Origin of the sequence: Amycolatopsis rubida (genome assembly GCF_900115345.1) — a bacterium.
GTDB lineage: Bacteria > Actinomycetota > Actinomycetes > Mycobacteriales > Pseudonocardiaceae > Amycolatopsis > Amycolatopsis rubida.
On the sequence record NZ_FOWC01000009.1, the window covers coordinates 1 to 22880 of the forward strand.

Below are 22880 nucleotides of genomic sequence, written 5' to 3' on the forward strand. Positions count from 1 at the left end.
CCCGCCTCCCGCGCCGCGGCGAGCTTGTCCAGCGTGTCGTTCGCGCCCTTCACGTAGGTCGCGTGGTGCTTGCTGTGGTGCAGCTCGTTGATCTCGCCCGAAATGTAGGGCGCGAGAGCGCCGTAGTCGTAATCGAGTTCGGGCAGCTCGTACCGGGCCATGGGCCCTCCTTTGGTCGACGCGCGGTTTTGCTTGGCGGCTTCCCTCCCGGGAGCCTTCTGAAACCGAGCGTCGTACTTCAAGCTAGGTAGAGGTCAACCCGCTGTGACCCGGGTCATGCCGCCGGGTCCCGGTACCGCGCGAGGTCGAGGGCCAGTTCGTCGAACACCGCCACGTTGTGCTCGAACGCGACCACGGATTCGTCGATCACCCGGGCGCGGTCGTCCTCGCTCCATGGCGCCTCGTCCAGCTTCGCGCGGTAGCGGTCGCGGAACGCGGGGGCGCTGCCGATCTCGTCGAAGCGGTAGAAGTGCGTGCCCGCCTCGGCGAGGTCGAACTTCTTCTCCAGCAGCCGCCGGATGATCTGGCCGCCCGCGATGTCGCCGAGGTAGCGCGTGTAATGGTGCGCCACGAACCCGCCGGACCAGCGCGCCGCTTCGGCGATCCGCGCGGTGTAGGCCTCGGTCGCGGCGAGCGGCGCGATCTCGGTACGCCAGCCGGGGCCGACCAGGCGGGCGAGGTCGCGTTCCAGCGCGGGCAGCCTGCGCAGCTCCTCGAACACGAACTGGCCGCCGACCGGGTCGTCGGCCATCGCGTCGCCGGCCCGCTCGATCGCCTGGTAGATGAAGTAGTACTGGGTGGCCAGCGCCGCGTAGCCGGCCAGCGTCAGCTCACCGCCGAGCAGTGCGTTCATGTACGTGGAGTGGTTGGCCTTGTCGTGCACCGTCCTCGTCGACGCGCGCAGCTGTCCGGAGAACGGGCTGGCTTCGAGGTCCGCGGTCACCGTCATGAAGGCCTCCCGACGTTCTTTCTGACAAGCTGTCAGAAAGAACTGTAGGCCATAACCGGTACTTAGGCTACCCTAAAACTCACTGTTTTCACTCGAACCGACCGCCCGCCGGACGAACCGCACGGCGGACTCAATGGCGTCTTCCAGCTGGTCAGCGGCCACATCGATGACCTGGCGGCTGCCGAGTGCCGCGGTGATCATCGGGACCACCACGTCGAGGTCCTGTGCGGGCCAGCTGCCGGCGTCGACTCCGGCGAGCAGCACCGAACGAAGCTGTTCGATGATGGGATCCGCGTGTGCGCTGATCCGCTGATACGCCGCGGGCGCGAGGGCGGACTCCAGTGCGGTGCCCGGCGGAAGGTGGTGCTCGGCCAGCACGCGCAGCTGCAGCCGGACGAACGTGGCAAGTTGGGCGGCCGGGTCCGGTTCGGCGTCCACCGCCTCGCGCAGCCGCTCGACATACCGCGCGGCCTCGTCCTCCACGAACGCGACGAGCAGGCTTTCCTTGTCCGGGAAGTGGTTGTACATCGCGGTGCGGCCGAGCCCGGCCTCCGCGGCGACGCCGGCGAGCGTGATCGCGTCGAATCCGCGCTCGTACAGCTGCGCGCGGACGACGTCGAACACTCGTGACCGCACCTCGCGGCGGTGCGCTTCGAGCGAACCGCCCAGCACCTTCGGCACGCGCGCCACCCCCTTCCCGTGCGAAACACTGTAGGGGACCGCGCAAAACGGCTCAGTCGTCGAGCGACCAGGTGTGCACCGGCTCTCCTGTCTCCGAGAGCTCCAGGTAGCGCCGCAGCATCCAGTTGAGCGCGGTTTCGCGGTCGGCGCCGCGTTCGTGCGCGCGCAGCACGTAGTCGCGTTGCCAGGCCGCGCCGCTGCGGCGGGCGAGGCACCGGCGTTCGATGATGCCGAGGTAGCGCACGCGGGCTTCGTCGGACACATCCGAACGACGCAGGCCCTCGTGTGCCAGCGGCAGCAGGACGCGCAAGGCCAGCTCGTCCGGGGGGATCCAGCCGATGCCGGGCCAGTACAGCTGCGCGTCGAAACCCTTGCGTGCGCCCTCGTGCAGGTTTTCTTCCGCGGCCTGGAACGACATCTGCGACCAGACCGGCCGGTCCTGTTCGGCCAGCGCGCGCTGGGCGCCGTAGAAAAACGCCGCGTTGGCCACGATGTCGGCGACCGTCGGACCGGCGGGCAGCACGCGGTTTTCGATGCGCAGATGCGGCAGGCCGTCGACGACGTCGTACACCGGCCGGTTCCACCGCCAAATCGTGCCGTTGTGCAGCCGCAGTTCGGAAAGTTTTGGCGCCTGCCCGGATTCGAGCGCTTCGATCGGGTCCTCGAGATCGGTCTCGGGCAGCAGTCCGGGGAAATAGCGGACGTTTTCCTCGAACAGGTCGAAGATCGACGTGATCCACCGTTCGCCGAACCACACCCGCGGCCGGACGCCCTGGTTTTTTAGTTCCTCCGGCCGGGTGTCGGTGGCCTGCTGGAACAACGGGATCCGGGTTTCGTGCCACAGCGCCTTGCCCAGCAGGAAGGGAGAGTTCGAGGCGAGCGCGATCTGGACGCCGGCCAGGCACTGCGCGGCGTTCCAATGCGCCGCGAATTCCTCGGGGGCCACCTGCAGATGTAATTGGACTGAAGTACAGGCGGCCTCCGGGAGAATGGACTCCGCGTAGTGCCGCAGCCGCTCCGGCTGGGCTCCGGGCAATGCCGGACCGTCCAGCGCGAGCGCGATCCGCTCGCCGCGGGCGGCGAAGATCTCGTCGTTCAGCGACGAATAGCGCGTTTTGTGGGAAAGCCACTTCTGATCGAAATGCTCCGCTCCCAGCGTGGGCAGAATGCCGATCATGGCCACCGACGAGCCGGTGTGCGCCGCGCTCGCCTGCGCTTTCGCGAGGTAGGAGTGCAGGTCTTCTTCCAGGCGCAGCGCGGAATCCCCGGCGAGCGGACGCGGCGGCACGTTGAGTTCCAGGTTGTGCTGGCCGAGTTCGGTGGTGAACGAGGCGTCGTCGAGCGCCTCCAGCACGACCGAGTTGGTCATCGACGGGCGCAACTGCCCGTCCACCAGGTTCAGCTCGACTTCGAGGCCGATGTTCTTGCGAGGAAAGGAAAAACTCCCGTCGGTGAGCATCCGGGCCAGGGTGTCCAGGCACCGCTGGACCTTCCGGCGGTACCGTCCGCGATCGAGCCGGCCGGGATGTGCCGAGAGATCCGTACCCATGGTTCGACGCGCTCCTTGGCTGCTGTCCGCAGTGGTCTGGGCGGCTAGTACGCCAGGCAGACCACCGTCGCACAGCGCGGCGCCATGGGCTAGCGGCCAAACTGGTGCTCTCCGTCACCGGCGGTTGACCCTGCGCGCAACTACGCCGTTTGCCCTAAAGCGGGTCGCGCGTTCGGACCAGCGGGCACGGGTTCGGGCGGATGCGAGACTGTCCGATGTGGCTCAACTGATCTTCACCGAGGACCGGGCGCATCCGGGGCTCGACGACTTCCGCGACCTGTCCACAGCGGACCGTCGCCCGGACCGCCCCGGCGGGCGCGGACTGGTGATCGCCGAAGGAACCGTCGTGGTCGGACGGCTGCTCGCTTCGCGCTATCCGGTGCGAGCACTGCTCGGCGTGGAGAGACGGCTGCGGGAATTGGAAGACGAACTCGCGGGCGTCGACGTGCCCGCGTATGTGACGTCGGCGGAGACGATGGCCGAGGTCGTCGGGTTTCACCTCAATCGCGGAGTGCTCGCGGTCGCGGATCGCCCGGAACCGCCGACGGTCTCCCAAATCGTGGACAGCGCACAGGTTCTGGCAGTGCTGGAAGGTGTCGGCGATCACGAAAACCTCGGCGCGCTCTTCCGCAATGCCGCCGCGCTCGGCGTCGGCGGGATAGTGCTCGGTCCAGGGTGTTCGGATCCGCTTTACCGGCGCAGTGTGCGCGTTTCGATGGGACACGTGCTGCGTGTCCCGTTCGCGACCCTCGACAGCTGGCCCGGCGGACTGGATGTGCTGCGGGCACGGGGTTTCACGGTGGCCGCGCTCACTCCGCGCGCGGATTCCGTGCCGCTGCGCGGATTGCGCGAAAAGGTGCCGGGCCCGATCGCGCTGCTGCTCGGCGCCGAGGGGCCGGGGCTGACGGACGAGGCGATCGAGGCCGCGGACGTCGCCGTCCGCGTGGAGATGGTGTCCGGCGTCGACTCGCTGAACGTCGCCACGGCCGCGGCGATCGCGTTCCACGAAGTCTCGGCGGGGTCCGCCCCACTAGAGTGACCCCCGGCACGTTTCTTGCGGGGAGGGGCACCATGGAGCTGCGCATCCGCGGCGAGCAGGCGGTGCTCGCCGGGCCGGGCGGCGAGCACGCGCGAGAGGTCGACCCGCGCCGGCTCGCGATCGGTGCCGACCTGGCGCAGGCACTGCACGAGTGGGCGCGCGTGGCGTCGGCGGTGGCACGCTCCGACTCGGACGTCGATGTCGCCGGTTCGGTCGTGTCGCAGCGCGGACGTCAGCTCGCCGCGCGACTGGCCGCGGTGATGGGCGCCGAGGTGCGCTTCGTCGACCCGGTGACGGGCGTGGAGACGGTGGTCGAACCGCCGCCGCGGCCGGATCGACCGGCACGGGCCCGAACGCAGGAGGAGCCGACGCCTTGGCTCACCGGGCTGACCGTGTCGGTCTTCGCGGCCGCGGTGGTGGTCGTGGCGATGCTCGCGCTGGCCACCACACTCGCCCGCGAGACGAGCGTGTGGCTGGCGTTGATCGCGTCGCTGGTGGTGACCGGCGGGGTCGCGCCGTCCCTGTGGCTGGGCCGGAACGTGCCGATCCTGCGCTGGGCGGTGTACGGCGCGGGTGGCGGCCTGGCGCTCGCGTGGATCGGCGTGCTGGCCACGGTGTTCTGACTCGCGGATACTGCTGAGATGGCTCCGCTCGACAATTTGCGCGCCCTCTGCCTAGCGCTGCCCGAAGCCACCGAACGACTCAGCCACGGCGAACCGGCGTGGTTCGTCCGTGGCCGCAAGACGTTCGTGATGTTCGCCGACCAGCACCACGACGACCGGATCGCGTTCTGGTGTCCCGCGCCGCCCGGGGTGCAGGAGGAACTGGTGCGCACCGAGCCCGAGCGGTTCTTCCGGCCGCCCTACGTCGGGCCGAGTGGATGGCTCGGCGTGCGGCTCGACGTGGATGTCGACTGGACCGAGGTGGACCAGATCGTGCGCGAGGCCTACCGGCACGTCGCCCCAAAGAAACTGGCCGCCCTGCTGGACGCCTGACCCTGGCCTCTGCGCTTGCGCCGTTGTATGTGAGGGGAACCCCGAGAGAATCAGATTCCCTCAGGATTCCCCTCGCGAACCTCTCCTGGACCGAAGCCATCGCGGCCCGCCCCCCGCCAGCCGGGGCATCCGCAGCGCCCTCTGGCTGGAAGCAGGCATGATCAGCCGCGCTGGGTGCGGACTCCGAGCAGCACGTCCTCCCAGGACGGCACGATCGGATGGTTCTTCTTCGCCTTCGTGCGCGGCTGTTCGGCTTCATCGCCGTCGGACTCGCCCGGGACGCGCGGAATCTCGCGGGTCTCGTCGTCGCCCTCGTCCGGGCCTTCGATGGCGCGCGGTTCCTCGACGGCGTCGAGCGTCGGCTGCACCACCGAATCGCGAGCGGGGGCCAGCGCGCGCACGGTGCGCGGGGCGACGTACGAGTTCGGGTTCAGCAGGACCTCGGCGTTCTCGTCGAGCGCGTGCACCGTTCCGCCGTGCGCGCCGGGCGAGAACGACCAGTGCGCACGGTTGTCGGAGCGGCCTGCCTTCCAGCGCAGCACGACGACCCACTTGCCGTCGTCGCCGCGCCAGGCGTCCCACGCGGCCTGGTTGTAGTCGTGGCCGCGGACGCCGAAGGCGTAGGCGATGACCTCGCCGAGCGTCTGGACGTCGGGCCCGTCCTCGCGGACCGGGTGCGCCGACTGCGCGAGTTCAGCGGTGCGGGAACGTTCGAGCAGCACCGGGTAGGCGAATCGCTCCACCCGCTGCGTCGAGACGCCCGCGCTGCTCGCGACCTGCTCGACGGACTCGCCCGCGCGGATTCGCGCCTGGATCTCGCGTGGCCGCATCTGGCTCTCCAACTCGATCTCGATCTGGCCCAGCCGGGCTATGTCCCCCCTCGCCGCCGCACGCAGTCTCTCGTCGGCCGGGAGCAGGAAGCGGGTACGGCTCGCCGGGTCCTCCAGCACGAGGGACTTCCCGTCCTCGTGCAGCCCGACCACCCGCAACGCCCGCATTTCTCGCCTCCCCGGTGTTCACCTTTGTGGGTGCCCACGTTAGAACGGCGCGTCGGCTTGACGTGCGAGGCGCGCCGACGCCGCACCCATCCGAACTCAATCCGACGACACTTTCCCGGCCATTTTCGCGGCGCCGGTTCCCCGCCGCTCCCGTGACACGCCGAACACGGTGTGTCACGAACGAGTGGTCGTCAACGCATATCGCCCCGCGAGCCGGACGGCAGGCGGGGCGATATGGGCGTTTTCGGCTCAGCCGAGCCGTTCCACGACGTATTCGATGCTCTGGGTGAGCTTCGTGACGTCGTCCGGGTCGATCGCCGGGAACAGGCCGACGCGCAGCTGGTTGCGGCCCAGCTTCCGGTACGGCTCGGTGTCGACGATCCCGTTGGCGCGCAACGCCTTCGCGACCGCGGCGGCGTCGACCTCGGCGGCGAAGTCGACCGTGCCGACGACCTGCGAGCGCAGCTCCGGGTTCGCCACGAACGGCGTGGTGTACGAGGTTTTCTCGGCCCAGTCGTAGAGCCGGGTCGAGGATTCCTTGGTGCGCGAGGTGGTCCAGGAGAGCCCGCCCTGGCCGTTCATCCACTCGATTTGTTCGGCGAGCAGGAAAAGCGTGGAGACCGCGGGGGTGTTGTAGGTCTGGTCCTTGCGCGAGTTGTCGAGCGCCGTGGTGAGCGACAGGAATTCGGGGATCCAGCGGTCGCCGCCGCCGATCTCGCCGATCCGCTCGATCGCGGCGGGCGAGGCGAGCGCGATCCACAGCCCGCCGTCGGACGCGAACGACTTCTGCGGCGCGAAGTAGTAGACGTCGAAGTCCTCGGCGCTGACCGGAAGACCGCCGGCACCGGACGTCGCGTCGATCGCGACCAGCGCGCCGTCACTGCCTTCGGGTCGCCGCACCGGCACCGCGACGCCGGTGGAGGTCTCGTTGTGCGCCCAGCCGACGAGGTCCGCACCCTGCTGATAGGCGATCTCCGGCGCGCTGCCCGGGTCGGCCTTCACCACGATCGACTCGCCGAGGAACGGGGCCTTGTTCGTGACGGTCGCGAACTTCGAGGAGAACTCGCCGTAGGTGAAGTGCTGGGCGCGCTCGCGCACGAGGCCGAACGCGGCGGCGTCCCAGAACGCGGTCGTCCCGCCGTTGCCGAGGATGACCTCGTATCCGTCCGGGAGCGAGAACAGCTCGGACAGCCCGGCGCGCACGCGGCCGACGAGCGACTTGACCGGCTTCTGCCGGTGCGAGGTGCCGAGGTAGGTGGAACCGGACCGGGCGAGGGCGGCGAGCTGCTCTTCGCGGACCTTCGAGGGTCCGCAGCCGAAGCGGCCGTCGGCCGGCTTGAGGTCTGCTGGGATCGTCAACTCAGCGTCGGTCATGTGCTTAGTCTCTCAGGTCGGGACAACGCAGGTAACGGCGGTTGGCGGGTGTCCGGCATGTGGAATCGTGACGGAAACGCACGGTTACCGGCCGCGCGGGCGGTGGTTTGCGCCCTTCGCCTTGGCGGCGCTGGTGCACCCGTAGGACTCGACTGCGCCGATCGGCCTGACGGTAACGCTGGTGCTGGCTTGCGTGCCGTGGCGACGTGCGTGGTTCCGCCGTTTTCGCTCTCGCGTTCCTCGCCGGGTCGCTGTGGTGGTGGCCGTGGGGCCGGGTGCCGCCGAAAGGATCAACGCGCGAGGTCCGCGCCGTGCTCGACGGGGATACCACTCAGTGGGACCACGGGCAGGAGATCCCGAGAGTGCTGCGCGCCATGGCCCGTCCGCGTGGCTACCTGACGTTGCTCGACTGCCCGCCGGGGCACGCACGCGAACTCCGGCGGACCGGACAGCCGCGGCTGGGCGAGCCGGACTCGCGCGGCCGGGTCACGGTGGAGATCTGCGGAGTGGCGACGCCGGGGAGCTACACGACTTGCCTGTCCGGAGGCTCTCGCTGCGGAGGCTGCGCTGGCGGGCCGCCGTCGCCGCGCCCGCCTCGGTGCTCGCGGGCGGCGATCGCGCTGGGCGGCGTTCTGATTTCCCGGCGGCTCCGGGTGGCCGGTGCTGATCCCCGCGCTGCTCTGGGGCGGGTTCGCGGTGGCGTGGAGGACCTGGCAGTCCGGGCGCGGTTCGCGCGGCCGGACCGGCAGGTGTGACCCGATCAGCTGATGACCGGCCGGCTCGTGCTTCGAACCGGCCGGCCAGGGCGGTTCGGGAGCGAGCACTGTCCGCCGGAGGTCGCCGCCGAGCCGCTCGAGTATCGGCGGCCGTGCGTGTTCGGGGCACCGCGGCCGGGCGACGTCCTGCTTGAGCCAGGACGGCTACGCGAAAGCGTGGCTGTCCCCGACCAGGCGAGCGCCCGACCTTGACGCCGAGGAGCCCGGCGTCAAGGTCGAAGCCGGCTGGCTCAGCGCCACCCAGTCTCGTCCAGCCCGCCTGGAATCGGCGCGGCCGGGTCGTACGGCGTGCGGCTGAAGATGAACGTCGCGAGGTTCAGGTGGTTCGCCGTCCCGTCCGCGTCGCGGCCGACGGTGAGCGTTTCGCCCGCGTAGTAGCCGTCCAGGCCGATCCAGGTGTCCGGGCCCGCGGGACGGAACCGCGACGCCCGTCCGGCTCCGACGGCCGGGTTCAGCGAGATCAGGCCGTCGCCCTGCACGCGCAGGAAGTACGGCGACGGGCCCCAGTGCCACAGCCCGGTCAGTGCGAGCAGCTCAGGGTCCACAGTGGACGGGAGCCACTCGTCGGGCAGCGCGGGTTCGAGGTCGTCGGCGGTGGTGATCAGGTCGAGGCACAGCTGCGTGATGTTGACGCCCGAGGTGGAGTTCGCCAGGCACAGCGCGCCGGTGCCGCTGCGTGGGTCGACGACGGTCGCGGCGAGGAAACCGGGCATCGAGCCGGTGTGCCCGGCCAGGTGCCTGCCCTGATAGCGCACGACCATCAGGCCGAGGCCGAACCCGGTCGACCACACCTCGGTGTCGTCGACGGTGTTCATCGTCCGCATTTCGTCGACGGTGTCCGGCGAGAGCACGTCGCCGGTGTGGCCGCCGAGGAACGACGTCCAGCGGCCGAGGTCGGTGATGGTGGACCAGAGCTGGCCGGCCGGGGCCATCGCGCCGGCGTCCGGCCACTTCTCCGGCATGAGCACGTCGGCGAAGGGATGCACGGCGAATCCCTCGGCGTGCGCGCCTTCCGGATGCGGCGTCGTGCGGTTCATGCCCAGCGGGGTAAGGATTTCGTCCCGCACCACGTCGAACCACGGCCGCTCGCGGAGCCGGGCGACCAGCTCGCCGAGGACGCCGTAGCCGACGTTCGAGTAGTGGAACTTGAAGCCGGGACGCAGCTTCGTCGCGTCCTTTTCGAGGCTCGCGACGAGCGCCGCCCAGTCCGCGCCGGGCGCGCGCTCCCACCACTGGCCGGGCGATTCCGACGTGAGGCCCGACGTGTGCGACAGCAGTTGCGCGATGGTGACCGAGCCGAACGCGGTGCCCGGCAGATGCCGTTCCAGCGGGTCGGTGAGGTCGAGTTTGCCCTCGTCGCGCAGCCGCATGACTGCGGTCGCGATCATCGTTTTGGTGATCGACCCCAGCCGGTACTGCGTGTTGTCGTCCGGGCGCTGGTCGCCGACGCGGCCGCGGGCACCGGACCAGACGACGTCGCCGCCTCGGACGACAGCGGCGACGAGGGACGGGGCGCGGCTGACGGACTGCTCGTGTGCGAGCCGTCGGTACAGGGCGAGTTCGGTGGTGTCGAGCATGGCCGTCATTCTGCCCGGCAAGCTCAGCCGAGCAGTTGCCGGTCCAGCGCCGTCGTGACCGCCGCCGTGCGGTCGGAAACGCCGAGCTTCGAGAACACCCGCAGCAGGTGGGTTTTCACCGTCGCCTCGCCGATGTGCAGCTCGCGGCCGATTTCGGCGTTGGTGCGGCCCTTCGCGACCAGCCGCAGCACCTCCACCTCGCGAGCGGACAGCGGCGACACCGGTTCCGGGTTTCGCATCCGGTGCACGAGCTTGCCCGCGACCGACGGCGCCAGCACGGTCTCGCCGCGATGCGCGGCTCGGATCGCACCGGCCAATTCGGTGCGCGACGCGTCTTTCAGCAGATATCCCGACGCGCCGGCCTCGACCGCGCGGAGGATGTCGGCGTCGGTTTCGTACGTGGTGAGCACGACGATCCGGCGCGCGGGCGTTTCCTTGAGGATCGCGTGGATCGCGCCGACGCCGTCGAGGCCCGGCATGCGCAGGTCCATCAGGACGACGTCGGGCTGTTTCACGCGGTCGAGCGCCACCGCTTCGTCACCGGAACCGGCTTCGCCGACCACCGTCAGGTCGTCCTCGGCTTCGAGCATGCCGCGCAGTCCTTCGCGTACCACGGGATGGTCGTCGACGAGCATGATCGTGATCACACGGGCACCTCCAGTTCCAGTTCGGTGCCGCCGTTCGCGCCGGTCCGCACTCTCAGGGTGCCGCCCACCTGCTCGGCTCGCGAACGCATGCCGCGCAACCCGAATCCGAACACGTCGGCGTCCGGGGTGAAGCCGCGCCCGTTGTCCTCGACGCGCAACCGTATCGCTCCGTCCACAGCGGACAGCCGCACGCGGACGAGGGCCGCGCCCGAATGCTTGCGTACGTTCGACAGCGCCTCTTGCGCCGCGCGCAGCAGCACTACTTCGACCGCAGTGGACAGTGGCGGCAGCCCTTCGTCCACTGCGCACTCAACCGGAATGCCTAGCTCCTCGGCGAGCCGATCTGCCTGCCGCCGGATGGCTTCCGGCAACGAGCCAGTGGCCAAATCGGACGGTGCGAGCGCCGCGACCATCGCGCGGGCTTCGGCGAGATTCTCGCGCGCGGTACGGTCAGCGAGCGCGAGATGTTTGCGCACTGTGGACAGATCAGTGTCCAGTTCGGACTCGATCGCCTGGGTCAGCGTGATGATGCTGGTGAACCCCTGGGCGAGCGTGTCGTGGATTTCCCGCGCCAGCCGCTCGCGTTCGGCCGCGGTGCCCGCTTCCCTCGACAGGCGGGCGACCTCGGCCTGGCTGGATTCCAGCTCGCGGATCAGCTCGGCGCGGGCGTGGCTCTCCCGCAGCACATCGGTGGCGAACTTTCCGGCCAGCAAGCTGAAGGTGATCAGGATCGCGGTCATCGGCAGCAGGATCGACAGCAGCTGGCCGTTCCAGCCGCCGTTGAGCACCCCCGAAACGGGCTCGAACAGGATCAGCAGCGTGGTCGCCACCGCCGCCGGGCGCAGCTCCAGCAGCATGAACAACAGCGGGCAGGCAATGAACAGCGCGAAGCTCGCGGTGGTGGTCGCGAGCATGGCGGTACTCATCAGCGCGATCAGCACCGCTGCCGCGATGTGCGCGCGTCCGCTGTGCGCACTCTGCACGAGGCGCCGTCCGACGGCGAGGTACCCGGCCACGATCGCCGCCAGCGCCGCCTCCGCCACGATTTTCGCCGTCGTCGGCCTGTCGCTGCTGAAGAGCACCAGGAGGGCGGTCGCCACGTAGGCGACCGCGAACAGCACCTCCCAGGACCAGTACGACCGCTCCCACGCGTCGGCTTGGTTCACTTCGCTTCGTTCGTCCACCGGAACGTCACCCTCGCGAGCACCAGGCCCACCACGCACCACACCGCCAGCACCAGCGCCACCTTCGGAAGCTCCCATGTCCCCGCCATTTCCTGGGTCGCGGCCTCCGGCGGAAGGAACACCGAGCGGAAGCCCTGGCAGATCCATTTCAGCGGGAAGAACGACGCGACGTCGACCATGATCCTCGGCAGGTTCGTGATCGGCGTGACGAACACCCCGGAAATGAACTGCAGCACCAAGTACACCAGCTGCACCAGCGCCACGGTGCCGTTGGCGGTGCGGGTGGCCGAGCTGATCGCGATGCCCAGCAGCGTCGAGGAGACGATCCCGAGCAGCAGCACCCAGAGCAGGGTCAGCCATTTCGCCGGATCGGACGGCAGTTCGAGACGGAACAGCAGCATCGCCACCGCGGCCATCAGGACGGTCTGCGACACACTGGTCACCGCGACCATCACCATCTTGCCGGCGAAGTAGGCCGGCGCGGGCATCGGCGTGCCGCGCAAGCGTTTCAGCGCACCGATTTCCCGGTCCGCGGCGATGCCGATGCCGACGCTGTTGAACGACGTCGACACGATGCCCGCGCCGATCATCCCGGCGGCGAGCAGCTGCCCGGACGACACCCCGGCCTGCCCGGTCGGGCCGTCGAGGATGGAGCCGAGCAGGATCATCAGCACCGCGGGCAGCGAGAAGGTGAACACCACCTGCTCGCGGTTGCGGAAGAACTGCCGCAGTTCGAGCGCGCCGCGGGCGAGGCCCAAGCGGAACGTGCCCGGCACGGCCATGGTCGTGGTCACGGTTGCTCCCCGATCAGGTCGAGATAGACGTCTTCCAGGCTGGGGCGCGTCACGGTGAGACCGGCGAGTTCCCCTCGGTCGGCGGCGAGTTGCGAGACGAGTTTCGTCGGGAACTGCGTGCGTTCCTCGTGACTGCCGCGTTCGTCCTGCCACCGCACGACCGCCTCGGCGCGTTCGCGGCCGCCGAGCGTCGCCGGCGTCCCCTCGGCGACGACCGAACCGCGCGCGATCACCGCGAGCCGGTCGGCCAGCGCCTCGACCTCGTCGAGATAGTGCGTGGTCAGCAGGATCGTGGTGCCCTCGTGGGCGAGCCCGTCGATGAGCGCCCAGAACTGCCGCCGCGCCTCGGGGTCGAAGCCGGTGGTCGGCTCGTCGAGGAACAGCAGCTCTGGACGGCCGATGATGCCGAGGGCGACGTCCACCCGGCGGCGTTGCCCGCCGGACAGCGACTTCACCCGCGCGCCCGCCTTCGCGGTGAGGCCGACCTGGTCGATCACCTCTGCCGGATCACGTGGGTTCGGGTAGTACTTCGCGAAGTGCCGCACGGTCTCCGCGACGGTCAGTTCCGCCGCGTCGGTGGCCGTTTGCAACACGATGCCGAGGCGGGCGCGCCACGCGCGTCCCGCGGTACCCGGGTCCTCGCCGAGGACAGTGGCTTCCCCCGCCGTCCGCTGCCGGTGCCCCTCCAGGATCTCGACGGTGGTCGTCTTGCCCGCGCCGTTGGGCCCGAGCAGGGCGAACACCTCGCCGTCACGGATGTCGAGATCGATCCCGGCCACGGCGAGGTGGCCCGGGTACTCCTTGCGCAGTCCGCGCACTCGCACTGCTGTGCTCATGGGGTCCAGCGTGCGCCGCCGAGGGTGGCTCGCGGGACGTCCGGGCAGTGGAATCCGGTTGTCCGTCGAACGGTGGACACGGTGGTTTCCCGTGGAACCACGACGCTCGCTGTTGACAAGTTGTCTAACATGACAAGATGTCTCACAAGCAGGTGACTGCCAGCGACGGAGTCCGCCTTTCGGTCCGGGTGAGCGGCAACCCGGACGGGCCCACGGTCGTGCTCGTGCACGGATATCCGGACAACAGTTCGATGTGGGACGGCGTGGCCGAGGAGCTGCGCCGCGCGCACCGCGTGGTCGTCTACGACGTGCGCGGCGCGGGCGAATCCGACAAACCGCGAGCGCGCCAGGCGTACCGGCTGGACCAGCTCGCCGACGACCTCGCCGCGGTGGTCGACGAGGTGCAGCCGTTCGGCAAAGTCCACCTCGTCGCGCACGACTGGGGTTCGATCCAGGCCTGGCACGCGGTCACCGGCGACCAGCTGCGCGGCCGGATCGCTTCCTACACCTCGCTTTCCGGGCCCAGCCTCGATCACGCCGGCGCGTGGTTCCGTGCCCAGCTGACTCGCCCGACGCCGCGTCGTCTCGGGCACGCGCTGCGGCAGTTCCTGCACTCGTATTACATCGTCGCGTTCCAGGTTCCGTTGATCCCGGAACTGTTGTGGCGCACGGGAATCATGCGCACGCTGATCGGGAAGCTGGAGCCTGCCGAATCGGCGCCGAAGACGGCCGACGGCGTGCACGGCCTGAAGCTTTACCGGGCGAACATGGGGCCGCGGCTTTCCCGGCCGCACCCGCGTCCGGCGGAAATCCCGGTGCAGGTGCTCGCGCCGACCGGCGATTCGTACGTCACCACGCCGCTGCAGACCGAGGTCGAGCGCTGGGTTCCGGATCTGCGCGTCCGGCGGGTGATCGGTTCGCACTGGATTACCCGGACCAAACCGGAAGTGGTTGCTGCTGCGGCAGCCGAGCTGATCGCGTCGGTGGAAACCGGCGAGGAAACGCGGGCGCTGCGGCGGGCGCGGGTCGGTCGCGGCAGCGGTCGCTTCGCCCACCACCTCGTCGTCGTGACCGGTGCGGGCAGCGGCATCGGCCGGGAGACCGCGCTGGCGTTCGCGGCCGAGGGCGCGGACGTGGTGGTCAGCGACATCAACGGCGATTCGGCGGCGGAGACCGCGAAACTGGTGCGGGAACGCGGAGTCGATGCCGGCGAGTACACAGTGGACTCTTCGAATGGCGAGGCGGTCGCCCGGTTCGCCGAGCAGGTGCGCGACGAGTTCGGCGTGCCGGACATCGTGGTGAACAACGCCGGGATCGGCATGTCCGGCCCGTTCCTCGACACCACGATCGAGGACTGGGAGAAGGTCGTGGACGTCAACCTGTGGGGCGTGATCCACGGGTGCCGAGCGTTCGCGCCGATGATGCAGGAACGCGCTGAGGGCGGGCAGCTCGTCAACCTCGCTTCTGCCGCGGCTTATCTGCCGTCGAAGATCCTCACCGCTTACGGCACCACGAAGGCCGCCGTGCTCGCGTTGAGCAATGGCTTGCGCGCGGAGTTGGCGTCCGAGGGAATTGGCGTGACCGCGGTTTGCCCGGGGCTGGTGAACACGAACATCACCAAGACCACCAAGTTCGTCGGCGTCGACGAGGTCGAGGAGAAGCGGCGGCAGAAGGAATCGTCGAAGCTCTACGCCCGGCGCAATTTCGGTCCGGAACGAGTGGCGCGCGACATTCTGCGTGCGGTGGAGAAGAACGTCGCGATCCAACCGTCCACTCCGGAAGCGAAGGTCGCACTGGTCCTTTCCCGACTGACGCCGGGGTTGCTGCGTGCGGCGGCGAAACTGGACGTCACGCCGTGAGCCGTCCGCGCCGGATGACCGCGCAGGCCCGGCGGGACGATCTGATCGCGGCCGCACTGGATTTGTTCGGCACCCGGGCTCCGGAATTGGTCACGGTGGACGACATCGTGGCGCGCGCCGAGGTGTCGCGGCCGTTGTTCTACCGGTATTTCCCGAGCCTGCGGGAACTGCAAATGCAGGCACTGCGCACGGTCACCGACGGTTTGGTCGACCGGCTCGCGACGCTTGAGGAAGGCCCGCCGGAAGAACGGCTGCGCGCGGCCGTACGCGGTCTCGTCGATGTCGCCGCGCACTACCGCGAAGGCTATGTCGCGTTGCTGCGCAGCGGTTCAGTCATCGCCACTTCGGAGACGGATGCCGCGATCGACGAGGTCCGCAATCGTGCCGTCGAGCTGATCCTGGAGGCACTCGCGATTCCCGAACCGGCACCGTTGGTGCTGCTGACCCTGCGCTGCTGGACCGCAGTGGTCGAGGGCACGTTGCTGTCGTGGCTGCAGGAGGGCACCGTCCCGCGCGAAACGCTGGACGGCTGGCTGGTCGATCAGCTCACCGCGATGCTCGCCGCCACCGACGCGCACCTGGCCACAACGCCGTGAAGGACTCCTTGGGGGAATCCAATTCCCGCAAGGAGCCCTTCACGGACTCAACTCAGATCTGGGTGACGCTGTCCCAGCCTTCGACCTCGGACGGCGTGCGCGGGCCGGGGCCGACGTACTTCGCCGACGGACGGACCAGGCGGCCGGTCTTCTTCTGCTCCAGGATGTGCGCGGCCCAGCCGGCGGTGCGTGCGGAGGAGAACATCGCGGGCATCATGTGCGGCGGCACCTTCGCGAAGTCCAGGATCACCGCGGCCCAGAACTCGACGTTCGTTTCGATCGGGTGGTCCGGACGGCGTTCGCGCAGCTCGGCCAGCGCGGCCTGCTCCAGCGCGGCGGCCACCTCGTAGCGTTCGGCGCCCAGTTCCTTGCAGGTGCGGCGCAGCACGCGGGCGCGCGGGTCCTCCGCGCGGTACACGCGGTGGCCGAAGCCCATCAGCCGTTCCTTGCGGTCGAGAATGCCCTTGACCAGCGCGCGGGCGTCACCCGAGCGCTCGACCTCCTCGATCATCGGCAGCACGCGCGCCGGGGCGCCGCCGTGCAGCGGGCCGGACATCGCGCCGATCGCGCCGGACAGTGCCGCCGCAACGTCTGCCCCGGTGGAGGCGATGACGCGCGCGGTGAAGGTGGAGGCGTTGAGGCCGTGTTCGGCGGCGGAAACCCAGTACGCGTCGACCGCTTTGACGTGCGCCGGGTCCGGCTCGCCGCGCCAGCGGATCATGAAGCGCTCAGTGATCGACTTGGCCTCGTCGACCCGCGACTGCGGCACCGCGGGCTGGCCGATGCCGCGCGCGGACTGCGCGACGTAGGACAGCGCCATCACCGAAGCACGGGCGAGCTGGTCACGCGCCTCCTCGTCGGTGATGTCGAGCAGCGGCCGGTAACCCCAGATCGGGGCGAGCATGGCGAGCGCGGACTGGACGTCGACCCGGACGTCGCCGGTGTGCACCGGAAGCGGGAACGGCTCGGCGGGCGGAAGCCCGGTCCCGAACCGCCCGTCCACCAGGAGCCCCCATACGTCGCCGAAGGTCACCTTCCCGGCGAGGTCCTCGATGTCGACGCCGCGGTAGCGCAGCGCGCCGCCGTCCCGATCGGGTTCGGCGATTTCGGTCCGAAACGCGACGACGCCTTCGAGTCCAGGCCGGAACCCGTCGTCGGCTTCGTTGGTGGTGCTGATCGTGGAGGTAGTCACTCTTCGCGAACCCTTTCGATGCGCATTCCCCGGCTGTGTTGTGCACGCGCGGACGGGATACACGCTGGCTCCTTGCGCGCCTCATCGCACGGTGGGACAAACCATGCTCCCTTTACCCGGCTGGGGCAACGGAAGATGTCGTGGTTTCGGTCACGATTACGAGAACGATTCAGTCCAGGTGAGCCCGGGACGCTACTTTCTCCCGTCGAGTGAGGTGACCGCTGACTGGTACCCCGGTGGCCCGCAGGTGAACCCCGGCTTGCGGAGACGGGCGGGTGTCACGCTCGGTGAGCGGGGCGGTCGCCAGGCGTGCTCCAGCAGCGGCGGGCCGCCATTGGCGGCGAATTGGGTCTTGAACGAACTGCCGGGCGGCACTTCGCCTGGATCAGCTCTTCGGCAGGAGCGGTTCGAGGGCGGTGGCGCACTTCTCCGCGGCTGGCCTCGGCTGTGGGCAGGCCTGACGCGACGCCGAGTTCTGCCCTGGAACGAGGCTCGACAGCCATAATGACCGTGCAGTGCCCAGGTGAACTCAGCGGTTCGGGCTGCTCGATGGAGGGGTGGCCGTTGACGTCGCCTCGCCGGGCCGTTTCCGGGTGAAGAATGTTGTCTGTATGGAGCTTGTCCTCTTGCGGAACCAGGCTCACGTCGAGACCGTTGGCCATGCCGGCGGAGGCTTCCGCGAGGCACAAGAACGGGTGTGGTCGGCAAGGGCAGGGGCGGCCTTGGGGAAACCCTGGCCATCGAGGATCTGGTCCAGCAACGCGCATTGATTCCGCGCCGCGAACGGGTTGCCTGCCGTTGGTGCGGTGGCCGGGGACGACGGCCTGTCCGGCTGAGGCGTTCCGACGACCGGGCCGGAGGAGCATCCAGCCACCACTATGCCGAGGGTGCCGAGTGATACAGAGCAGCTTTTGCTCGGGCGGGGTTCACTTGCCGCCCGATTTCTTCTCAAGTTCGGCGAACGAGACGGTATGTGTCCTTCGCTTGTTCGACGCCTATCCTCATGTGCTCCAGGTTGGGCAGCAGGGAGTCGGTATCCCCGTCTGCCGACCTTGGTGTTGACCTTGGCTACTTCCTCGGCGTATTTGGAGGAGCCGATCTCGGCCATCCGGTTGCCGCCGTCGAGGAAGAAGGCGCGGGCCTTGATATGCGCTGGCTTCGTTGACCGCGAACGAGCCGTCTTGCGCGAGGGTCCTGAGCCGGGCTTCCCGAATTTCGCGCCCGTCGTAGCTCCCCTCCGCCGCTTCGACCGACGATCCCCGCAGGACAGAGATTGGCGGGCCATCGCACTCGCTGGCAGCTGACCGCGGGTGACCCGCCAGGTAAAAACTGCGTTGCCGAATCAGGCGGAGCGGTCTCTCCGGTGGTAGACCTTTGCCATGCACCTGAGCCCGCAGGAACGCGACAAACTGCTGGTCCACGTCGCGGCGGACGTTGCTCGCAAACGGCTTGAACGCGGTCTTCGGCTCAATTACCCCGAAGCCGTCGCGCTCATCACCGACTACGTGCTGGAGGGCGCTCGCGACGGGCGCACGGTCAGTGAGCTCGCCGCGGGCGGGCGCACCGTGCTGACCCGGGCGCAAGTGCTCGACGGGGTGCCGGAAATGGCCGATTCCGTCCAGGTGGAAGCCACTTTTCCGGATGGCACGAAACTCGTCACAGTGCACGAACCGATCGGTTGAGGAGGAATTCTTGCGGCCAGGCGAGATCATTCCCGGCGACGAGCCGGTGCCGCTGAATCCGGGGCGCGCCCGGATTCGGCTGCGTGTGCGCAATCTCGGCGACCGGCCGGTGCAGGTCGGTTCGCACTATCACTTCGCCGCGGTCAATCCCGGCCTGGAGTTCGACCGCGAAGCCGCCCGCGGGCACCGGCTCGACGTGCCCGCCGGGACCTCGGTGCGCTTCGAACCCGGCATTGATCGGGAAGTCGATGTGGTTCCGCTCAGCGGAAACCGGCGGGTGCCGGGGCTGCGCGCCGAATATGCCGGGGAGTTCTGATGCCGGAGATCGACCGTGTCCGCTACGCCGAGCTGTTCGGCCCGACCGCAGGGGACCGGATCCGGCTCGCGGACACCGATCTGCTGATCGAGGTGACCGAGGACCGGTCGATCGGTCCTGGCGGCAGCGGCGACGAGGTGCTTTTCGGCGGCGGGAAGGTGATCCGCGAGTCGATGGGCCAGGGCATGGCGACCCGCGCCGAGGGAGCGCCGGACCTGGTGATCACCGGCGCGGTGATTCTCGACCACTGGGGTGTGGTGAAGGCCGACGTCGGCGTCCGTGACGGACGCGTCGTCGGCATCGGGAAGTCGGGTAATCCAGACACTATGGACGGTGTCGATCCAGCGTTGGTGATCGGCCCGGCCACGGAGGTGCTGTCGGGCAACGGGAAGATTCTCACTGCGGGTGGCATCGACTGTCACGTGCATTTCGTCTGCCCGCAGCTGGTGGACACCGCGCTCGCGGCCGGACTGACCACTTTGGTCGGCGGCGGCACCGGACCGAACGAGGGCAGCAAGGCGACCACGGTGACGCCCGGTGCCTGGAATCTTGGCCGGATGTTGTCCGCAATGGACGGACAACCGGTGAATGTGTTGCTGCTGGGAAAAGGAAACACTGTCCGGCATGAAGCTCTGCGGGAGCAGTTGGCGGCCGGAGCGGGCGGGTTCAAGCTGCACGAGGACTGGGGTTCGACGCCAGCCGCGATCGACGCCTGTCTCACTGTCGCCGACGAATCCGGCGTACAGGTCGCGATCCACACCGACACGCTCAACGAGGCCGGGTTTCTGGAGTCCACTGTGGAGGCGATCGGCGGCCGGTCGATCAACGCCTACCACACCGAGGGCGCTGGCGGCGGGCACGCGCCGGACATCATCGAGGTGTCCGGAATGGCGAACTTCCTTCCCTCGTCCACGAATCCGACCCGGCCGCACACCGTCAACACTCTCGACGAGCACCTCGACATGCTGATGGTGTGCCACCACCTGAACCCGTCGGTGCCCGAGGATCTCGCCTTCGCGGAAAGCCGGATCCGGCCGAGCACGATCGCCGCCGAGGACGTGCTGCACGACCTGGGTGCGATCTCGATGATGAGTTCCGATTCGCAGGCGATGGGGCGGATCGGCGAGGTGATCATCCGGACCTGGCAGACCGCGCACGTGATGAAAGGCCGCCGCGGCGCACTTCCCGGCGATGGCGCCGCGGACAACCTGCGTGCCCGTCGTTACGTCGCGAAGTACACGATCAACCCGGCGATCGCGCACGGAATGGACTCGGAGATCGGCTCGGTGGAGGTCGGCAAGCTCGCCGATCTGGTGTTGTGGGAACCGAAGTTCTTCGGCGTGCGCCCGCATGTGGTGTTGAAGGGCGGTTTCCCGGCGTGGGCGGCGATGGGAGACGCGAACGCTTCGATTCCCACGCCGCAACCGGTGCTGGCAAGGCCGATGTTCGGTGCCGCGCCCGCTGTAGCGGCTGCGTCCAGTCTGCATTTCGTGGCTCCGGAAGCGCTGGATTCCGGTGTGGCTGAACAATTCCGCATCGCCCGGCCGTTGGTGCCGGTCGCCAGCACCCGCCGCCGGACGAAAGCGGACATGGTGCTGAACGACGCGACTCCGGAAGTGCGAGTGGACCCGGACAGCTTCGCGGTACGCGTGGACGGAGAGCTGATCGAACCGCATCCGGTGGCCGAATTGCCGATGGCGCAACGGTATTTCCTGTTCTGATGGACCCGGTCGCGCTCATTCTCGCCGACTCCCGGTTCCCGGGTGGCGGGCACGTGCATTCCGGCGGCCTCGAAGAGGTGGCCGCGCGCGGACTGGTCCGGTCCGAACGAGACTTGCCAGGATTCCTCTTCGGACGGTTGCGTACCGCGGGATTCCTCGCCGCCGCGTTCGCCGCCGGCTCAGCGCACGCCGCGGCACGGGCCGTCGAGAGTGTTCATTGGCGACGGCTCGATCAGGAACTCGACGCCCGCACGCCGTCGCTCGCGCAACGGGAAGCGTCGCGAGCGCAAGGCCGGGGCACGGCGCGAGCCGGACGTGCCGCGTGGCCGTCGCCGGTGCTGTCCCAGTTGCTCACCGAGACCCCGCGCCCGCACCATCCGATCATCAGCGGCGCGCTCGTCGGCATCAGCGGCGGCAGCCCGTTCGACGCGGCCATGGCGGTCGCTTACCTCGCCGTGAGCGGTCCGGCGAGTGCGGCGGTTCGCCTGCTCGGGCTGGATCCGTTCGCCGTGAACGCGGTGGTCGCGCGGCTTGCCGGACCGTTGCGCGAAGTCAGCGGCCAGGCCGCCGAGACCGCCGGTGCCGATCCGGCCGATTTGCCAGCACCAGCGTCGCCGGCGCTGGATCTGTTCGCCGAGGAACATGCTCGGCATCACCAGGAAGAGGTGCGTCTCTTTGCCAGCTGAACACGGTCACGGGCACTTCCACGCGGTCAACTTCGACCCGGCCGCCGCCGAACCGGACCACTACGACGCGGTGCCGACCGCCGGACGCGCGTACCGGATCGGCATCGGCGGCCCGGTCGGCAGCGGCAAGACCGCACTCACCGCCGCGCTGTGCCGCGCGCTCGGCGGAGAACTGAATCTGGCCGTGGTCACCAACGACATCTACACGACCGAGGACGCCGACTTCCTGCGCCGGGCAGGCGTGCTGGACCCGGAACGGATCGCGGCCGTGCAGACCGGAGCTTGCCCGCACACCGCGATCCGCGACGACATCACCGCGAACCTCGACGCGGTCGAAGGGCTGGAGGAGAAGTTCCCCGGCCTGGAGCTGGTCATCGTGGAAAGCGGCGGCGACAACCTCACCGCGGTGTTCAGCCGAGGGCTGGCCGACAGCCAGATCTTCGTGGTCGACGTCGCGGGCGGGGACAAGGTGCCGCGCAAGGGCGGCCCCGGCGTGACGACGGCCGACCTGCTGGTGATCAACAAAACCGACCTTGCGCCGCTGGTCGGTGCCGATCTGACCGTGATGACCTCGGACGCCCACCACATGCGGGGCGACCTGCCGGTGTTCACCCAGTCCCTAGTGGACACTCCGGACGCTCCCGCCGTGGCGGACTGGGTGCGCTCGCTGGTGCCGGTCCGGCAGGGGTGAAAGCACACGCACGCCTGGTCGCCGCCCTCGACGACGGGCGGACGGTGCTGCGAGAACTGAAGTCGATGGCACCGCTGACGCTCGTCCCGCGTCGCCGGCGCGGCCCCGGCGCGGTGGTGCACCTGGTCAACTCGGCCACCGCTCCGCTCGGCGGCGATGAGCTGCGGCTCGATGTCCACGTCGGGGCAGGTGCGGAACTGAAGCTGTCCGGCGTCGCGGCGACCCTCGCCTTGCCCGGTCTGCGGGCGGTACCGAGCTGGTCCACTGTGGAGGTGATCGTCGAGGACGGTGGTTGCTTCGAGTACCTGCCGGAGCCGACCGTCGTCACCGCCCGCGCCGAGCACGTCGCAGTACTGCGCGCGGACCTGGCCGCCGGTGCCCGGTTCCGCACCCGCGAAGTCCTCGTCCTCGGCCGAGAAGGCGAACGTCCGGGGCGGTTGTCCACCACGGTGCACGTGACCTGCGGCGGAGTCCCGGCACTCCGGCAGACGCAGACCGTCGGCGATGCGCTTTTGGACGCGAGCCTCGCGGTATTGGCCCGACAGCGGGTGCTGGTGACGGAGGTCGAGTTCGGCGGCGAGCGCGGTCCCGCGGAGTCAGGCCCGTGGTGGTCGCGAACGCCGCTGGCCGCGGGCGGGACGGTGACCACCGCGCTGGCCCCGGACGTCGTGACGGCCACAGCTCTGGATCGATCACGGACCAGCAGGTGAACAGCGGATGGCGGCCAGGCGTGGCAGG

General features: G+C 69.3%; 23 protein-coding genes and 1 pseudogene. 12 read left to right on the top strand and 12 right to left on the bottom strand.

Annotation, left to right across the window (positions count from 1 at the left end; all coding sequences use genetic code 11):
• The 4 genes and pseudogenes from BM362_RS29450 to BM362_RS29465 all read right to left on the bottom strand — a co-directional run.
• A pseudogene (locus BM362_RS29450) lies at nucleotides 1-161 on the bottom strand (superoxide dismutase); the annotation flags it as partial.
• Nucleotides 162-274: 113 nt separating this feature from the next.
• Nucleotides 275-949: a biliverdin-producing heme oxygenase gene (locus tag BM362_RS29455; RefSeq protein ID WP_067575165.1), complete on the bottom strand. Its 675-nt coding sequence runs from the start codon at nucleotides 947-949 to the stop codon at nucleotides 275-277.
• A gap of 72 nt (nucleotides 950-1021) precedes the next feature.
• Nucleotides 1022-1630, bottom strand: coding sequence for a TetR/AcrR family transcriptional regulator (locus tag BM362_RS29460; RefSeq protein ID WP_093575543.1), 609 nt, complete (start codon nucleotides 1628-1630; stop codon nucleotides 1022-1024).
• A 52-nt stretch (nucleotides 1631-1682) separates the two neighbouring features.
• Nucleotides 1683-3179: a glutamate-cysteine ligase family protein gene (locus BM362_RS29465; protein WP_067575167.1), complete on the bottom strand. Its 1497-nt coding sequence runs from the start codon at nucleotides 3177-3179 to the stop codon at nucleotides 1683-1685.
• A gap of 217 nt (nucleotides 3180-3396) precedes the next feature.
• Here BM362_RS29465 and BM362_RS29470 point away from each other — a divergent pair, with 217 nt between their 5' ends.
• From BM362_RS29470 to BM362_RS29480, 3 genes are read left to right on the top strand one after another with little or no spacing between them, the layout of a single operon-like run.
• On the top strand, nucleotides 3397-4218 hold the full coding sequence (locus BM362_RS29470) for a TrmH family RNA methyltransferase (protein WP_067575169.1): 822 nt from the start codon (nucleotides 3397-3399) through the stop codon (nucleotides 4216-4218).
• 32 nt (nucleotides 4219-4250) lie between these two features.
• A complete protein-coding gene (locus BM362_RS29475) occupies nucleotides 4251-4841 on the top strand; it encodes a DUF2537 domain-containing protein (RefSeq protein ID WP_067575171.1) in 591 nt (196 codons plus the stop codon).
• Nucleotides 4842-4859: 18 nt separating this feature from the next.
• The gene (locus tag BM362_RS29480) at nucleotides 4860-5213 is read left to right on the top strand and encodes an MmcQ/YjbR family DNA-binding protein (RefSeq protein ID WP_093575346.1); all 354 of its coding nucleotides are present in this window, start codon (nucleotides 4860-4862) and stop codon (nucleotides 5211-5213) included.
• Nucleotides 5214-5374: 161 nt separating this feature from the next.
• Here BM362_RS29480 and sepH read toward each other — a convergent pair whose 3' ends face one another.
• Both sepH and serC read right to left on the bottom strand, forming a co-directional pair.
• Nucleotides 5375-6211: a septation protein SepH gene (gene sepH, locus BM362_RS29485; RefSeq protein WP_037819957.1), complete on the bottom strand. Its 837-nt coding sequence runs from the start codon at nucleotides 6209-6211 to the stop codon at nucleotides 5375-5377.
• A gap of 249 nt (nucleotides 6212-6460) precedes the next feature.
• Complete coding sequence (serC, locus tag BM362_RS29490; protein ID WP_093575347.1) at nucleotides 6461-7585, bottom strand: phosphoserine transaminase; 1125 nt, start codon at nucleotides 7583-7585, stop codon at nucleotides 6461-6463.
• A 206-nt stretch (nucleotides 7586-7791) separates the two neighbouring features.
• Between serC and BM362_RS29495 the strand changes: the two genes are divergently transcribed.
• Nucleotides 7792-8340: a hypothetical protein gene (locus BM362_RS29495; protein ID WP_093575348.1), complete on the top strand. Its 549-nt coding sequence runs from the start codon at nucleotides 7792-7794 to the stop codon at nucleotides 8338-8340.
• Nucleotides 8341-8591: 251 nt separating this feature from the next.
• Here BM362_RS29495 and BM362_RS29500 read toward each other — a convergent pair whose 3' ends face one another.
• From BM362_RS29500 to BM362_RS29520, 5 genes are read right to left on the bottom strand one after another with little or no spacing between them, the layout of a single operon-like run.
• Entirely contained in the window at nucleotides 8592-9938 is a 1347-nt protein-coding gene (locus BM362_RS29500) for a serine hydrolase domain-containing protein (protein ID WP_067576481.1), read from the bottom strand.
• Between the two features lie 23 nt (nucleotides 9939-9961).
• Nucleotides 9962-10585 carry a response regulator gene (locus BM362_RS29505; RefSeq protein WP_067575181.1) on the bottom strand — a complete coding sequence of 208 codons (624 nt, stop codon included), beginning with the start codon at nucleotides 10583-10585 and terminating at the stop codon, nucleotides 9962-9964.
• Complete coding sequence (locus BM362_RS29510; protein WP_244287328.1) at nucleotides 10582-11769, bottom strand: sensor histidine kinase; 1188 nt, start codon at nucleotides 11767-11769, stop codon at nucleotides 10582-10584. The genes BM362_RS29505 and BM362_RS29510 overlap by 4 nt, the downstream gene beginning before the upstream one ends.
• Complete coding sequence (locus BM362_RS29515) at nucleotides 11748-12563, bottom strand: ABC transporter permease (protein ID WP_067575185.1); 816 nt, start codon at nucleotides 12561-12563, stop codon at nucleotides 11748-11750. Before BM362_RS29515 ends, BM362_RS29510 begins: the two co-directional genes overlap by 22 nt.
• A complete protein-coding gene (locus tag BM362_RS29520; protein ID WP_093575350.1) occupies nucleotides 12560-13399 on the bottom strand; it encodes an ABC transporter ATP-binding protein in 840 nt (279 codons plus the stop codon). Before BM362_RS29520 ends, BM362_RS29515 begins: the two co-directional genes overlap by 4 nt.
• A 152-nt stretch (nucleotides 13400-13551) precedes the next feature.
• Here BM362_RS29520 and BM362_RS29525 point away from each other — a divergent pair, with 152 nt between their 5' ends.
• Nucleotides 13552-15258, top strand: coding sequence for an SDR family oxidoreductase (locus BM362_RS29525; RefSeq protein WP_093575545.1), 1707 nt, complete (start codon nucleotides 13552-13554; stop codon nucleotides 15256-15258).
• 14 nt (nucleotides 15259-15272) lie between these two features.
• Nucleotides 15273-15854, top strand: coding sequence for a TetR/AcrR family transcriptional regulator (locus BM362_RS29530; protein WP_067575189.1), 582 nt, complete (start codon nucleotides 15273-15275; stop codon nucleotides 15852-15854).
• Between the two features lie 52 nt (nucleotides 15855-15906).
• On the opposite strand, the gene BM362_RS29535 is transcribed toward BM362_RS29530, so the two are convergent.
• Nucleotides 15907-17046: a citrate synthase 2 gene (locus BM362_RS29535; protein ID WP_067575191.1), complete on the bottom strand. Its 1140-nt coding sequence runs from the start codon at nucleotides 17044-17046 to the stop codon at nucleotides 15907-15909.
• Between the two features lie 1379 nt (nucleotides 17047-18425).
• On the opposite strand from BM362_RS29535, the gene BM362_RS29540 reads away from it, so the two are divergent.
• Genes BM362_RS29540 through BM362_RS29565 form a run of 6 tightly spaced genes read left to right on the top strand, consistent with a single transcriptional unit; the run spans nucleotide 18426 to nucleotide 22852 of the window.
• Nucleotides 18426-18728, top strand: coding sequence for an urease subunit gamma (locus BM362_RS29540; protein WP_067575193.1), 303 nt, complete (start codon nucleotides 18426-18428; stop codon nucleotides 18726-18728).
• Nucleotides 18729-18738: 10 nt separating this feature from the next.
• Nucleotides 18739-19044: an urease subunit beta gene (locus tag BM362_RS29545; protein WP_067575195.1), complete on the top strand. Its 306-nt coding sequence runs from the start codon at nucleotides 18739-18741 to the stop codon at nucleotides 19042-19044.
• On the top strand, nucleotides 19044-20765 hold the full coding sequence (locus BM362_RS29550; RefSeq protein ID WP_093575351.1) for an urease subunit alpha: 1722 nt from the start codon (nucleotides 19044-19046) through the stop codon (nucleotides 20763-20765). The genes BM362_RS29545 and BM362_RS29550 overlap by 1 nt, the downstream gene beginning before the upstream one ends.
• Nucleotides 20765-21451, top strand: a complete 687-nt coding sequence (locus tag BM362_RS29555) for an urease accessory protein UreF (RefSeq protein ID WP_067575199.1) — start codon at nucleotides 20765-20767, stop codon at nucleotides 21449-21451. Before BM362_RS29550 ends, BM362_RS29555 begins: the two co-directional genes overlap by 1 nt.
• Nucleotides 21408-22142, top strand: a complete 735-nt coding sequence (ureG, locus tag BM362_RS29560) for an urease accessory protein UreG (protein ID WP_208865379.1) — start codon at nucleotides 21408-21410, stop codon at nucleotides 22140-22142. Before BM362_RS29555 ends, ureG begins: the two co-directional genes overlap by 44 nt.
• Complete coding sequence (locus BM362_RS29565; RefSeq protein WP_093575353.1) at nucleotides 22139-22852, top strand: urease accessory protein UreD; 714 nt, start codon at nucleotides 22139-22141, stop codon at nucleotides 22850-22852. The genes ureG and BM362_RS29565 overlap by 4 nt, the downstream gene beginning before the upstream one ends.
• Nucleotides 22853-22880: the final 28 nt, after the last annotated feature.